Here is a 14912-nt window from a genome sequence, read left to right as displayed (position 1 = left end):
GCATACAAGAAAATAAAATCGTAGGGTTTTTCCCCTATATGTGCTATACTAGCACAGTTATAGGCTCGAAAAAAGAATATTGGAGTGAAAGTATGACTAACCTTAGAAACGATTTACGAAACATTGCAATTATCGCACACGTTGACCACGGCAAAACGACATTGGTGGATCAGTTGCTTCAGCAATCAGGAATCTTCCGATCAAACGAACATGTTGATGAGCGGGCGATGGACTCAAACGACATTGAAAGAGAACGCGGAATCACAATCCTAGCTAAAAACACCGCGATTCAATATAAAGACGCTAAAATCAACATTTTGGATACTCCTGGACACGCCGATTTCGGTGGTGAAGTTGAGCGTATCATGAAAATGGTTGATGGTGTCTTGCTCGTTGTCGATGCGTACGAAGGCTGTATGCCACAGACACGCTTTGTCTTGAAAAAGGCGCTTGAGCAAAACCTCAAACCGATTGTAGTCGTCAACAAAATCGACCGCGATTTCGCGCGACCGGATGAAGTTGTCGATGAAGTCATCGAATTGTTCATCGAACTAGAAGCAAACGATGACCAGTTGGAATTCCCTGTCATTTTTGCATCAGGCATGAACGGAACGGCAAGTCTTTCATCTGACCCATCCGACCAAGAAGAAAACATGCAGGTCATCTATGATGCCATCATGGACCATGTACCTGCACCGATCGATAACCGCGAAGAACCATTGCAATTCCAAGTGGCGCTTCTTGACTACAACGACTATGTTGGCCGTATCGGTATCGGGCGCGTATTCCGCGGAACGATCGAAGTCGGGCAATCCGTTTCCTTGATGAAACTGGACGGCTCCGTCAAAAACTTCCGTATTACGAAAATCCATGGCTTCATGGGCTTGAAGCGTATTGAAATCCAAAAAGCCGAAGCAGGCGATTTGATCGCAATCTCTGGTCTAGAAGATATTAACGTCGGTGAGACGGTATGTCCTCAAGATCATCAAGAAGCCTTGCCGATTCTGCGTATCGACGAGCCGACGCTGCAAATGACATTCCTTGTCAACAACAGCCCGTTCGCTGGTAAAGAAGGTAAGTTTATTACATCAAGAAAAATCCAAGAGCGTTTGGATGCTCAATTAGAGACAGACGTTTCCTTGCGCGTTGATCCAACGGATTCCCCGGATGCATGGGTCGTATCGGGCCGCGGCGAGTTGCATCTATCGATCTTGATCGAAAATATGCGCCGTGAAGGATTCGAGCTTCAAGTATCAAAACCTGAAGTTATCGTCCGCATGGTCGATGGCGTCCGCTGCGAACCGGTTGAACGCGTTCAAGTGGATGTTCCTGAAGAATACACTGGCGCGATCATCGAGTCACTCGGTGAACGTAAAGGTGAAATGCTCGACATGATCAATAACGGAAGTGGACAAGTACGTTTAGTATTCAATGTCCCTGCACGCGGATTGATCGGCTACACAACTGAATTCCTGACGCAAACACGCGGATATGGAATCATCAACCACACATTCGACAGCTATCAGCCAGTTGCATCAGGACGCGTAGGCGGCCGTCGCCAAGGCGTGCTCGTTTCAATGGAACGCGGCAAATCTTCAACTTACGGCTTGATGGGCATCGAAGACCGCGGAACTTCATTCGTTGAAGTCGGAACTGAAATCTATGAAGGCATGATCGTCGGTGAACATAACCGCGACAACGATTTGACAGTCAACATTGTCAAGATCAAAGCGGCGACTAACATCCGTTCTGCCAACAAAGACCAGACGACTACGATGAAAAAAGCGCGTTTGATGAGCCTTGAAGAAGCACTTGAATACTTGAACGATGACGAGTACTGCGAAATCACTCCTCAGTCGATCCGCTTGCGCAAGAAAATTCTTGATAAGAATGAGCGCGAGCGCATGGCGAAGAAAAAGAAAGTAGCCATCGAAGAATAAACAACTGGAAGGATGTATAATCCGTGGACGAGCAGGCTTTTGTCTATGAAAATATGTATCCGGTAGCCCGCATTCTTTACCAGAACATGCCTAATTTCGATGTGGCGGGATATGCACTGTTTGCCGTCATCTTCCTGTTATCGGCACTTGTGTATAAGCTGGGCTTTGCCAAAAAATTATCGATCGGAAAAAATGCAGTCATCATCTTGTTCTTGGCTGCGGGAGGATTGGGCCTGACATTCCTGGCCTTTTTCCTGCCCGTTGTCGAGGGCTTGGTCATTGCCGCATTGATTCTCATCCTTTATAAGATCCGCCTTTGGCGCGAAAAACGCGAAAACGCTGCTTCTCAATGAGAGGCAGCGTTTTTGCGTTCAAATGTTTTGTAAAGTATCGGCAACAGTAGCGCATACGTCAGATGTGCCAAGATCCAATAGAGGAAAGCCCCCATATCGGTCGGTTCCGGGACATCGGCTTCTACCGCGAGCATGGCCAGCGGGAAAAACAGGATGTAGGTCGGTATGGTAAGTACCAAGCTGATGATCGTCAATTGGCCAAATGTATAGTTGCGGCGTTTGGCAATATACACATAAACGATGCCGATTATCAGTGAGATGATCAAATGGAAAACGAATTCAGTCAGCTCCGACCAGTTCACTTGATTGACCAGCGGGATGAAATCGACGTTCAATAGCAATTCGTAATTCCGGACACCGGTCACTGCCTGCATCCATTTCAGCAATAATCCGAGAATGAGGCCGCTCCAGAAACCAATCCACAAACCTTTTAGGATTTTCATCAGAAATCATCCTCGATGCTGCGGGAGCTGCGGAAGAAATGAAAATGTCCGGTCGCTAGACGCTCTTCTGTCCGTTTGGTGATCCGGTCGTGGCATTCTTCGCACATACGGGTGTGGATCGGCCGGTTGCGAAGGCGCTTGGCTTGCAGCGTATCGTCTTCAAGTTCTTCGATTTTATCGCAGATGACGCATTGAACACGCATAGATATTCCTCCTATTCGACCCGGATAGCGGAGACATGGGTAATCGGCTGATCGGTATTCGAGCCATCCGGAAATAGGATATGGACGGGTCCATCTTCACGGAGAGGCTTCCCATCCTGGCTGAATTTGAAAATCAATTGCTTGGCATTTTCAATTTCGAAAGCATGGTCTCCTGAAGCCGTTTCGAACACGACTTTGGACGAGCCAGCTGTTGGCTCGGCGTTCTCTAAGAATGGCTGGAATCGCATGCCGAATGTGCCTGTAAGCATGTCTTGTTTTTCCTGGCGCTTGTATTTTTTCTCTGAATTCAAGGTCGGCGGAACGGTAGCGCCTTCCATGATTTCACGTGACCAATGTTCGCCCATGCCGCGCTTGTATTCTTCTAGATCGTCCTTATCGACATGCTCTTCTGTGAAAAACGTCTTAAGATCCAGTTTGCGGTCATCAAAAATCCACACGGTCGGATCCAAGGTCAGTTTGTATGTGACTTTCCCTTTGAACGGTATGATGAATTCCATAAATAAAACCCTCCATTATAGTATCTCTCTTCTTCAGTATAACTGTTCACATACAATTCCCAAAGGGTTTAATCCCTTTTATGAGAGACTTGCAATTTGACAGCGTAAAAGATACACTTTAAACAGGCTAATGGAGCAGAAATACAAGTGATGGGGGAGTCCTCATGGAACATACAGAAGAACAGACTTATCAGGAAAAAGCGCTGGAACTCCTTAAAGCTGATGCAGAGAAAATCGAGCAATTGATCAAGGTGCAGATGGATCATCTTACATTGCCTTCCTGCCCTTTATATGAAGAAGTTCTTGATACGCAAATGTTTGGCTTATCACGGGAAATCGATTTTGCCGTCAAACTCGGCTTGATCGAACGTGAGACCGGTAAAAATTTAATGGATACGCTGGAGAAGAAACTGTCCATCCTCCATGACGCGTATACAAATAAATGACCCAAAACTCAAACGATTCCAGTTTGAGTTTTTTTACTAATGAATCCAATTGAATGAGGTATAAAAAACAATGAAATCCTACATCAAGAAATACGGCAAGTACATAGACTACCCGCTTCTCTTTACATACCTGGCATTGACCATTTTTGGTCTGATCATGATTTACTCCTCGAGCATGGCTTGGTCTGTAAACTATTACAATGACTCACCGGACCGCTTCTACATACAGCAATTGATCAACTTGGCCATCGCATACCCTGTATTTCTGCTTGCAGCCGTATTCCCGTATAAGCATTTCAAGAAAAAGTGGATGATGGCGACCGTACTCGCAGTCATCTTCACCGGACTCATCTTGGTCCATTTTATCGGCTTTGCGGCAGGCGGTGCGAAAAGTTGGATCAGCCTCGGCTTCGCCAATATCCAGCCATCGGAAGTCGCTAAAGTCGGCTTGATTTTTTATTTGGCGGGTGTGTTTTCGAATAAATATCGTAACGGGTCCATCAATAAACTGAACGAATCGATCATCCCGCCGGTCATCATTTTGACCGCAGTTTTGCTGCTAGTCTTCCTTGAGCCTGATTTGGGGTCGATGGTCATCATCGGCGCGGTCGGCTTGTCGGTAATGGCAGCATCAGGCGTCCGCCTGAAACCGTTCGTGAAATTGGCAGGAATCGTCGTTGCAGCTGCCGCCGTCTTCATCGTGCCTGCGATGATTTTCGCCAAAGACTTGATTTTCACTGAAAAACGGGTGGGGCGCATCGACGCCTTCTTTAACCCATTTTCTGATGAGCTCGGATTCGGTTTCCAAATCGTCAACGGTTATTTGGCAATCGGCTCAGGTGGGCTTAGCGGCCTTGGCCTCGGCCAGTCCATCCAAAAGCTCGGCTATTTGCCCGAGCCCCATACCGATTTCATCATGTCGGTCATTGCGGAAGAACTCGGCGTTCTGGGCGTCTTCGTCGTCATCGGCGGATTGGGCTTCGTTGTCCTTCGCGGATTGTGGATCGCGATGACGACTAGCGACCCGCTTGCGCGCATGCTCGCAGCGGGCGTCGCAAGCATGATCGGCATCCAATCGTTCGTCAATCTGGGCGGCCTGTCGGGCATCATACCGCTGACTGGCGTTACACTTCCATTTATAAGCTATGGCGGAACTTCAGTAATTTTGTTATCGTTAGCTATGGGAGTATTAATGAATGTTTCCATGTTCAATAAATACGAAAAAACGAAAAAGTAAAGGGTGTGCGTCGGAGTGAAAGAGATTAACAAGATCTTAGTAGCCAACCGCGGAGAAATTGCAATTCGGATCTTCCGCGCCTGTACAGAACTGAATCTTCGGACAGTTGCGATTTATTCGCAGGAAGACAGCGGTTCGTTTCATCGTTACAAAGCTGACGAATCGTATTTAGTCGGCAAAGGAAAAAAGCCGATTGATGCTTATTTGGACATCGAAGACATCATTCGCATCGCCAAGGACTCAGGAGTGGACGCCATCCACCCAGGGTACGGATTCTTATCCGAAAACGTGCATTTTGCGCGGCGCTGTGAAGAAGAAGGCATCGTATTCATCGGGCCAACATCCCGCCATCTCGATATGTTCGGCGATAAAGTCAAAGCCCGTGATCAAGCGATCGCTGCAGGAATCCCAGTCATTCCGGGAACGGACGGCCCTGTCGAATCATTGGCTGAAGTAGAGGCATTTGCCGACCAAGCCGGATTCCCGTTGATGATCAAAGCATCACTAGGCGGTGGCGGACGAGGCATGCGCATCGTCAAAGACGCCAGTGAACTGGCATCATCTTACGAACGTGCGAAATCCGAAGCGAAAGCTGCCTTCGGTTCCGACGAAATGTATGTGGAAAAATTCGTAGACAAACCGAAGCACATCGAAGTGCAGATCCTCGGCGATGCAGAAGGCAATGTCGTCCATCTGTACGAACGTGACTGCTCTATTCAGCGGCGCCACCAGAAAGTCGTGGAAATCGCCCCATCCAACTCGATCAGCAATGAATTGCGAAATGAAATTTGCGACGCTGCCGTTAAATTAATGAAAAACATCGATTACATAAATGCCGGGACAGTTGAGTTCCTGGTGGCGGGAGATGAATTTTACTTTATCGAAGTAAACCCCCGCATCCAAGTTGAACACACGATCACTGAAATGGTCACAGGCATCGATATCGTCCATGCACAGATCCATATCGCCCGCGGGCATATGTTGCATAGCGAAACGATAGCTATTCCGAAACAAGAAGATATCCCTTTGTTCGGCTTCGCCATTCAATCGCGTGTGACCACAGAAGACCCATTGAATGACTTCATGCCGGATGCCGGAAAACTGATGGTCTACCGTTCAGGCGGCGGATTTGGTGTACGCCTAGATGCCGGAAACGGTTTCCAGGGGGCTGTCATTTCCCCGTATTACGATTCATTGCTCGTTAAAGTGTCTACATGGGCAACAACGTTCAAAGAAGCCGCAGCGAAGATGGACCGCAACTTGCAGGAATTCCGCATCCGTGGCATCAAAACGAATATCCCGTTCCTTGAAAATGTAGTAAAACATCAAAATTTCATCAACGGAGATTTCGATACCAGCTTTATCGACAGCACCCCAGAATTATTTAAGTTCCCTGTGCGCCAAGACCGTGGAACGAAATTGCTTAGCTATATCGGCAATGTGACGGTAAATGGCTTCCCTGGAATCGAGAAGAAAAAGAAACCAATTTATGCAGCACCGCGCAAACCCGAAATTGACATCATTACTGAAGTTCCACAAGGCACAAAACAAATCCTCGATGAGCGCGGCCCAGAAGGTTTGACGAAGTGGATACTTGAGCAAGATGATGTGCTACTGACGGATACGACTCTTCGCGATGCCCATCAATCGCTGCTTGCAACGCGCATGCGTTCACACGATATGTTCGCAGTCGCGAAAGAAACTGCCCGGCTCCAAAGCGATTTGTTCTCGATGGAGATGTGGGGTGGCGCGACATTCGACGTGTCTTACCGCTTCCTGAAAGAAGACCCGTGGCAGCGCCTCATCAAATTGCGCGAAGACATCCCGAACGTGTTATTTCAGATGTTGTTCCGTGGAGCGAATGCGGTCGGTTATAAAAACTACCCGGATAATGTCATCCGCGAGTTTGCCCGGACATCGGCTGAAGCTGGAATCGACGTATTCCGCATTTTCGACAGCCTTAACTGGATTAAAGGAATGGAAGTTGCCATCGATGAAGTGCGCAACTCCGGAAAAGTCGCAGAAGCGGCGATTTGCTATACAGGAGACATTCTCGACCCGAGCCGCGATAAATACACGGTTCAATACTATAAGGATATGGCGAAAGAGCTGGAAGCGGCAGGCGCGCATATTCTCGCGATCAAAGATATGGCGGGCCTTTTGAAGCCAGAAGCAGCGTACCGTCTCGTTTCTGAACTGAAGGATACGGTTTCATTGCCGATCCATTTGCACACGCATGATACGAGCGGAAACGGCATCTACCTTTATTCCAAAGCGATTGAAGCCGGAGTCGATATCGTTGATACTGCTCTTGGCACAATGGCGGGGCTCACATCGCAGCCAAGCGCCAACTCGCTTTATTATGCGATGAGCGGCGGCAAGCGGAAAGTCAGAGCGGATATTGAGTCTCTTGAGACCATGTCTCATTACTGGGAAGATGTCCGCAAGTATTACAGCGATTTCGAGAGCGGAATGAACAGCCCGCATTCCGAGATTTATGTCCACGAGATGCCAGGCGGGCAGTACAGCAACCTGCAGCAGCAGGCAAAAGCGGTCGGCCTGGGCATGCGCTGGGAAGAAGTGAAGGAAATGTATTCCCGCGTCAACATGCTGTTCGGCGATGTCGTAAAAGTCACGCCGTCATCGAAAGTCGTAGGGGACATGGCTTTGTTCATGGTCCAGAACGAATTGGATGAAAAAACAGTACTGACACGCGGTGAGAATATCGATTTCCCTGAATCGGTCATCGAGTTCTTCGAAGGCTATATCGGCCAACCGCACGGGGGCTTCCCGAAAGAGTTGCAGAAAGTGATCTTGAAAGAACGCGAGCCGATCACGGTGCGTCCGGGCGAATTGCTCGAACCTGCTGATTTTGAGGCGATCCGCGAGAAATTATTCGAACGCCTGAAGCGCCCGGTCACTAGCCACGAAGTGCTGGCCTATGCGCTTTATCCGAAAGTATTCGAAGAGTACAGCGTGACGAACCAGACCTTCGGGGATGTATCGGTCCTTGATACCTTGACCTTCCTTTACGGCATGCGCCTCAGCGAAGAAATCGAAGTCGAGATCGAAAAAGGCAAGACCTTAATGATCAAGCTCGTGTCCATCGGCGAACCGCAAAAAGATGGCACGCGGATTATCTATTTTGAATTGAACGGCCAACCACGTGAAATCAGCATCCAGGATATGACAGTTGAAACCGATTCAGCAGCAAAACCGAAAGCCGACCCGACAAAAGAAAATCATATTGCAGCGACAATGCCTGGCACTGTCCTGAAAGTAGTCGGGGAAAAAGGGCTGAAAGTAAAACGCGGCGACCATCTGTTGGTCACGGAAGCAATGAAGATGGAGACAACTGTTCAAGCACCATTTGACGGCACGATCCAGGAAATCTATGTAACAGCCGGAGACGGCATTTCAACGGGCGATTTGCTCATTGAAATGGAATCAAAATAAAATAAAAAAATCCGGTGCGAATTCGCACCGGATTTTTTTATTTGGATTTAATGTACTTGCTTCTGGATACGAGAAGGACCATATAACATAATAATCCGAAAAGCATTGAGATGAGCAAGGAGTGGAGCAAGGCAACCGCAAGATTCAACTTCGTCAAGACGACGAGCATGCCGCTCGTTGCTTGAAGAAGCACGATGGTGAAAGCGATGAGCCAGCCCCAATAGATGACGCGCTGGTCGCGGTAATGGCGATACGCATGGAGTGCGATTACGCCGATCCAGATCACGATGAGCGCAGCTGCGAAGCGATGCCCCATCTGGACCCATTCATACATATTGCTTGGCAGCGCGAACTGGTCGTTGCGGCACAATGGCCAATCGGAACAGATCAAGCTTGATTCTGTATGGCGGACAAGAGCGCCAGTGTAGACAACGACATAAGAATACAGTGCGACGCCAAGCGTATGGAATTTCAAAGTGCGTCCGATTTGTACACGGTCCGCATCGAACTTGCGGTCCACTTCAAAGATGAGCAAGGTCAACAGCAGGACAGCTGCGAACGACAGGAGAGAAATCCCGAAGTGGAGCGCGAGGATAAAATCGCCTTGGCCCCATAGAACTTGCGCGGCACCGATCAATGCTTGCAACACGAGGAAGAAGACAGCCATAAAGGCGAGGAACTTCGTCTCCCGTACATGGCCGAACTTGCGCCAAGCCCACACCGCTAACACCACGATCAAAATTCCGACCACGCCCGTTACCAGGCGGTGGGAGAACTCGATCAGCACTTCAGGGGTGATTTCCCGCGGAATCAAATTGCCGTTGCAGTCCGGCCAGTTGCGGCCACACCCCATGCCACTATCGGTTTTGGTCACCAAAGCCCCGCCGAGGAGGATGAGCAGCATGCCGACAGACGCAAGAACCCCGAATATTTTTATATAAATGTTGCTTTTCAAAATGCCACCTACTTTTTTTAGAAAAACTTTTAGCGTTAACGATAACCTGCATACTCGATGATAGCGAAACTGCGTTTAAAATACAACGAGAAATGGGCGTTCCCCTAAACTTTCAAGAATTGGACATAATAATAGAGACCTTCACAAACTGTTCAAAAACAGCGTTTTTTCTATCTTAAAATAACGAGGGGGCTACTGTATGATTAGAGATGAATATTTGTAAGACCAATTGCGTGAAATCATCACTTTATATCAGGAAATTTCAGTAATATGTAGAAAAGAAGCTGGAATTTAGATATAGTTATGGTTAGCGGAATATGCTTACAACTTTGAAAGGAGGGAGTTATATGTCAAACGGCCGGTCTTTGTCTGCAGAACCGACCGATGCTGTAGAATCGAGTACGTTCACTAAAGATTTTCTGGCACTTATTAAGATTGGGATCGTGAATTCCAATTTAATTACCGTCTTTACGGGACTGTGGCTCGCTTTCCAGTTTTCGGATAAGAATTTCCTTGACCATATGGATATTCTTGTCTATACCATCGTCGGTTCGGCATTGATCATTGCGGGGTCTGCGGCGATGAATAATTATATCGACACAGATATCGACCCATTGATGGCCAGCAAGAGAGCCCGTCCGACAGTTACGGGCAGGTTCAAGCCATCCGCTGTCTTGGCACTCGCCATTTCTTTCATCGTTATAGGCGAACTATTTTTGTTTTCCGCTTCTGTTTCAGCAGGTCTGTTTGGAATCGCCGGCATCTTGGCTTATGTTGTCCTCTACTCGATGTGGTCAAAGAGACGGCATGTCGGCAATACGATCGTCGGCAGCATTTCCGGCGCAATTCCGCCGCTTATCGGCTGGGCTGCGGTGGAGCCGACGCTCGGTACGGGCGCTTGGGCGCTGTTTCTGATTATGTTCATCTGGCAGCCGCCGCATTTTTATGCGCTTGCCATGAAACGGACGGAAGAGTATCGGGCTGCAAATATTCCGATGCTTCCGGTGGTCAAAGGATTCCACCGGACAAAAAAATCGATGCTTGCATGGGTTTTACTGCTTTTCCCATTGCCGTTCCTGCTTATGGAACTTGGGATAGGCTTCATCATCTTAGCTACAGCGTTGAATATCGGATGGCTTGTTCTTGCAATCCAAGGCTTCAAGGCAGCTGATGATTTGAAATGGGCGAAGAAAATGTTCATCTATTCGTTGAACTATATGACGATTCTATTTGTCTCGATGATCATTTTCGCAGTATTCGTCTAAATTTCTCTTTTACTTAACTGTAAAACACTTTATTCAGAGAGGGGTATGAAAAGCTATGATGAAAGGACCTAAGAAATGGCGCCTCTTCGCCTTGATGACCGCATTGCTTGTTTTTCTTTCAGGCTGCGGGCGCGAAGAGATCTCGACGCTGATACCGGCTGGTAAGGTTGCACAAGATCAGTTCAACTTATTGATTTTGTCATCCATTGTCATGTTATTCGTTATCGTCGTCGTTACTATCATCTATGTATTGGCAATTGTTAAATTCCGCCGTTCAAAAGTAGGGGAGGACATGATCCCTGAACAAGTTGAAGGAAGTGCGCGTCTTGAGTTTATCTGGACAGCAATTCCGATCGTCCTGCTTTTGATCCTCGCTGTTCCGACGGTCTACTCAACATTCGACTTGGCTGATGTCACGGCGATGGACGCACAGGATGAAGACGGCGCGGCTGAGAACTTGACAGTCAATGTAACCGGTAAACTTTACTGGTGGGAATTCGAGTATCCTGAACAGGAAATTCGCACTGCACAGGAACTGGTCGTCCCGACTGGCGAGCGCGTCTACTTCAATTTGATTGCCGCAGACGTTAAGCACTCGTTTTGGATTCCTTCTGTTGGCGGTAAACTTGACGTCAACCCTGAAAACGTCAACACCTTCTATTTGGAGTTTGATAAAGAATCTTCAGAACTTGAAGAGGGCGTTTACTTCGGTAAATGTGCCGAGCTTTGCGGACCTTCCCACGCTTTGATGGATTTCAAAGTTAAAACGCTTAACCGCGAAGACTTTGATGCATGGGTAGCTGCAATGCAGGAAGAACAAGCTGCGCCTACAGAAACTGTTGCCCAAGAAGGACAGCAAATCTTTGAGCAAAGTTGTATCGCCTGCCACGCAACTAACGCAGCAGGAGCGGCTACTGGAGTAGGACCGAACCTTGCAACATTCGGCGACCGTACAACAATCGCCGGATTCATGGAGCATGATGAAGAAACATTGAAAAACTGGATTGCTGACCCTCAGCAATATAAGCCAGGCAACTTGATGCCTAATCCAGAAGAAATCAACAATGGAGAGCCATTCTCTGATCAAGAGCTTGATGCACTTGCTGCATATTTGATGGGCTTGAAAGTTGAAGAGTAAAAGTTAAAAAAGGAGGTAAACTATTGTGAGTTCTAACTCTCAGAAAAAGGGTTTCGGCGCTACAATTTGGGACTACATGACAACGGTAGACCATAAGAAAATCGCGATCCTCTACTTGATCTCCGGCGGATTCTTCTTCCTAGTCGGCGGTGTAGAAGCGATGATGATCCGGATTCAGCTGATGAAAGCCGGAAACGATTTCCTTAGCGCAGGAACGTATAACGAAGTTTTAACGATGCACGGAACGACCATGATCTTCCTTGCAGCCATGCCGATTCTTTTGGCATTCATGAACGCGGTCTCACCTTTGCAAATCGGTGCGCGTGATGTGGCGTTTCCTTTCTTGAACTCACTTGGGTTCTGGCTGTTCTTCTTCGGTGGTGTGTTCTTGAACCTTTCATGGTTCCTAGGAGGAGCACCGGATGCAGGATGGACAAACTACGCTTCTTTGGCACTTGCCTCTGAAGGACACGGAATCGATTTCTACTCACTCGGTTTGACGATATCCGGTTTCGGTACATTGATTGCAGGGATTAACTTCCTTGTTACGATCATCAATATGCGTGCTCCGGGTATGACGTATATGAGAATGCCGCTATTCACTTGGACGACTTTCGTAGCGTCCGCTTTGATTCTCCTGGCATTCCCTCCACTAACTGTTGGTATCTTCTTTATGGTATTCGACCGTTTGTTCGGGGCTAATTTCTTTGATGTAACAATGGGCGGTAACACCATCATCTGGGAGCACTTCTTCTGGATCTTCGGTCACCCAGAAGTTTACATCTTGATTTTGCCAGCATTTGGTATTTTCTCTGAAATTTTTGCGATTTTCTCACGCAAACGCCTATTCGGTTACACGGCATTGGTCTTTGCGACCATCCTGATCGGTTTCTACGGATTCATGGTTTGGGCTCACCATATGTTTACAGTTGGTCTTGGACCGACAGCTAACGCGGTATTTGCCCTTGCAACGATGATTATCGCAGTTCCAACAGGGATTAAAATCTTTAACTGGCTACTTACGATCTGGGGAGGAAACATTTCCTTCACAGTGCCGATGATTTACGCAGTCGCGTTTATCCCGTCATTCGTAGCAGGTGGGGTAACTGGCGTTATGCAGGCGATTGCGCCGCTGGATTACCAGTTGCACGATTCTTACTTTATCGTTGCCCACTTCCACTACGTAATCGTTGGTGGTGTCGTGCTCGCCATTTTGGCAGGTACGCATTTGTACTGGCCAAAAATGTTCGGTACGATGTTGAGCGAAAAACTTGGGAAATGGACATTCTGGTTCTTCTTTATCGGATTCCATTTGACATTCTTTATCCAGCATTTCCTCGGCCTCATGGGTATGCCTCGCCGTGTTTACACGTTCGGAGCAGACCAAGGTTGGGATCTATTTAACGCAATCAGCTCGGCTGGTGCCTTGCTGATGGCGATCGGGGTTATCATTCTCCTCGTTAACGTTGTCATGACAGTTGTTAAAGGCGAACGTGTCGGCAACGACCCATGGGGCGACGGACGTACGCTTGAATGGGCAATCCCGTCACCACCGCCATTCTACAACTTTGCACAAACACCGCTTGTCCGTGGACTCGACCCGTATTGGATCGAGAAAATGGAAGGCAATAAAGAAGGCATGGTCTATGCTGAGCCACTTGGTGATATCCACATGCCGAATGGATCATTCATTCCTTTCGTTATCTCACTAGGTATGTTCATTGCAGCGTTTGGTGCTATGTACCATATGGATGGCCATGTTTGGGCGCTTCCTGTTTTGATCGGTGGTCTTGCGATCACATTCGGTTCGATGCTTGTCCGTTCATTGAAAGATGATCTTGGGTTCCATATTTCCAAAGAAGAATTGATTGCGGATAACGAACGCATTCAAAGAGAAGCAAGAGCGCTGGAAGGAGGCAAAAAAGGTGGACTTAAATAAACGATATACCCCACAAACTTGGCCCGATCATCCTGAAACGGCGACGCTCGAAGGGAAAAACAAGTTCGTTGGTTTCTGGTTGCTGCTGGCAGCTGAGACCGTCACCTTCGCCTCTCTCTTCGCAACTTATCTTGCGTTGAAAGATAAAGGCCCAAGCGGAATGGAATTTTCCGCTTCTGGCTTGTTTGAACTACCGCTTGTGTTTGCCATGACAATGATTCTTTTAACATCTTCGTTGACGAGTGTCTACGCGATGTATCATATGAAGAATCATAATTTCAAAGCAATGCAGGCATGGCTCGGAATTACCGTGCTTTTGGGGCTTGCGTTCCTAGGCTTGGAGATTTACGAGTTTAACCATTATGTGCATTTAGGCTTTGGCTATACCAATAGTGCCTTTAGTTCCGCATTCTATACCCTAGTCGGGACTCACGGGGCTCACGTAGTCTTCGGTCTTAGCTGGTTCATCGCATTGATGCTCCGCAACGCAAAACGCGGCTTGAACATGTACAATGCACCGAAGTTCTATCTTGCCGCTCTTTATTGGCATTTCATTGACGTAGTATGGGTGTTCATCTTCACTGTAGTCTACTTGATGGGAGTGATTGGTTAATATGGCACATGATACTCACGACATTCACAGATCCAGAGCGGAATTTGAATTCATCAAGAGAAAACGTGCTACTGAGATGCGCGGCCAGTTGACATCATTCGCTATGATGATCTTCTTGACGCTAATCGCATTCACTGTAGTAGCGGCAGATTTCTCGAATTACTTGATCGTGCCGATTATCTTGCTATTGGCTGCTATTCAAGTAGTGCTTCAGCTGTATAATTTCATGCACATGAGCAATAAAGGGCATGGCATGATGGCATTCTTCATGTTCAGCGGCATTTTTGTCGCATTCACTATCGTACTCACGATGGTCACCATCGTTTGGTGGTAAACTGAAAAACTCCGGACTATAAAAAGTCCGGAGTTTTTTTATGTGGATGGGTTGTGTCTGCCGGCAAATGTC

At 47.6% G+C, this 14912-nt stretch carries 14 protein-coding genes; 10 read left to right on the top strand and 4 right to left on the bottom strand.

What is annotated here, in order from left to right; all coding sequences use genetic code 11:
* Nucleotides 1–92 precede the first annotated feature (92 nt).
* Nucleotides 93–1940, top strand: a complete 1848-nt coding sequence (gene typA / locus DFR62_RS02020; protein WP_121297796.1) for a translational GTPase TypA — start codon at nt 93–95, stop codon at nt 1938–1940.
* Between the two features lie 23 nt (nt 1941–1963).
* Nucleotides 1964–2293, top strand: a complete 330-nt coding sequence (locus tag DFR62_RS02015; RefSeq protein ID WP_121297795.1) for a YlaH-like family protein — start codon at nt 1964–1966, stop codon at nt 2291–2293.
* On the opposite strand, the gene DFR62_RS02010 is transcribed toward DFR62_RS02015, so the two are convergent.
* From DFR62_RS02010 to DFR62_RS02000, 3 genes are read right to left on the bottom strand one after another with little or no spacing between them, the layout of a single operon-like run.
* Complete coding sequence (locus DFR62_RS02010; RefSeq protein WP_121297794.1) at nt 2287–2736, bottom strand: hypothetical protein; 450 nt, start codon at nt 2734–2736, stop codon at nt 2287–2289. The genes DFR62_RS02015 and DFR62_RS02010 overlap by 7 nt on opposite strands.
* Complete coding sequence (locus DFR62_RS02005; protein WP_121297793.1) at nt 2736–2939, bottom strand: YlaI family protein; 204 nt, start codon at nt 2937–2939, stop codon at nt 2736–2738. The genes DFR62_RS02010 and DFR62_RS02005 overlap by 1 nt, the downstream gene beginning before the upstream one ends.
* Before the next feature lie 11 nt (nt 2940–2950).
* The gene (locus tag DFR62_RS02000) at nt 2951–3457 is read right to left on the bottom strand and encodes a peptidyl-prolyl cis-trans isomerase (RefSeq protein WP_121297792.1); all 507 of its coding nucleotides are present in this window, start codon (nt 3455–3457) and stop codon (nt 2951–2953) included.
* 164 nt (nt 3458–3621) lie between these two features.
* On the opposite strand from DFR62_RS02000, the gene DFR62_RS01995 reads away from it, so the two are divergent.
* The 3 genes from DFR62_RS01995 (at nt 3622) to pyc (ending at nt 8596) form a co-directional block, all read left to right on the top strand.
* The gene (locus DFR62_RS01995) at nt 3622–3903 is read left to right on the top strand and encodes an Fpa/YlaN family protein (protein WP_058383475.1); all 282 of its coding nucleotides are present in this window, start codon (nt 3622–3624) and stop codon (nt 3901–3903) included.
* Nucleotides 3904–3973: 70 nt separating this feature from the next.
* Nucleotides 3974–5140 (top strand): FtsW/RodA/SpoVE family cell cycle protein, encoded by a 1167-nt coding sequence (locus DFR62_RS01990; protein WP_121297791.1) that lies wholly within the window; start codon nt 3974–3976, stop codon nt 5138–5140.
* A gap of 15 nt (nt 5141–5155) precedes the next feature.
* Nucleotides 5156–8596: a pyruvate carboxylase gene (gene pyc / locus DFR62_RS01985; protein ID WP_121297790.1), complete on the top strand. Its 3441-nt coding sequence runs from the start codon at nt 5156–5158 to the stop codon at nt 8594–8596.
* A gap of 37 nt (nt 8597–8633) precedes the next feature.
* Here pyc and DFR62_RS01980 read toward each other — a convergent pair whose 3' ends face one another.
* Complete coding sequence (locus DFR62_RS01980) at nt 8634–9551, bottom strand: COX15/CtaA family protein (RefSeq protein WP_121297789.1); 918 nt, start codon at nt 9549–9551, stop codon at nt 8634–8636.
* Between the two features lie 347 nt (nt 9552–9898).
* Between DFR62_RS01980 and cyoE the strand changes: the two genes are divergently transcribed.
* From cyoE to ctaF, 5 genes are read left to right on the top strand one after another with little or no spacing between them, the layout of a single operon-like run.
* Nucleotides 9899–10816 (top strand): heme o synthase, encoded by a 918-nt coding sequence (gene cyoE / locus DFR62_RS01975; protein WP_121297788.1) that lies wholly within the window; start codon nt 9899–9901, stop codon nt 10814–10816.
* A 55-nt stretch (nt 10817–10871) separates the two neighbouring features.
* Nucleotides 10872–11954: a cytochrome c oxidase subunit II gene (gene coxB, locus DFR62_RS01970; protein ID WP_121297787.1), complete on the top strand. Its 1083-nt coding sequence runs from the start codon at nt 10872–10874 to the stop codon at nt 11952–11954.
* 25 nt (nt 11955–11979) lie between these two features.
* Nucleotides 11980–13893, top strand: a complete 1914-nt coding sequence (locus tag DFR62_RS01965; protein ID WP_121297786.1) for a cytochrome c oxidase subunit I — start codon at nt 11980–11982, stop codon at nt 13891–13893.
* The gene (locus tag DFR62_RS01960; protein ID WP_058383482.1) at nt 13880–14506 is read left to right on the top strand and encodes a cytochrome (ubi)quinol oxidase subunit III; all 627 of its coding nucleotides are present in this window, start codon (nt 13880–13882) and stop codon (nt 14504–14506) included. Before DFR62_RS01965 ends, DFR62_RS01960 begins: the two co-directional genes overlap by 14 nt.
* A 1-nt stretch (nt 14507) precedes the next feature.
* Nucleotides 14508–14840 carry a cytochrome c oxidase subunit IVB gene (gene ctaF, locus DFR62_RS01955; protein ID WP_121297785.1) on the top strand — a complete coding sequence of 111 codons (333 nt, stop codon included), beginning with the start codon at nt 14508–14510 and terminating at the stop codon, nt 14838–14840.
* The last annotated feature ends 72 nt before the right edge of the window (nt 14841–14912 follow it).

It is taken from the genome of Planococcus citreus, assembly GCF_003664125.1.
GTDB classification, from domain to species: domain Bacteria; phylum Bacillota; class Bacilli; order Bacillales_A; family Planococcaceae; genus Planococcus; species Planococcus citreus.
The sequence above is the reverse complement of the archived record's forward strand: the minus strand, read 5'-3'. Positions and strand labels throughout refer to the sequence as shown.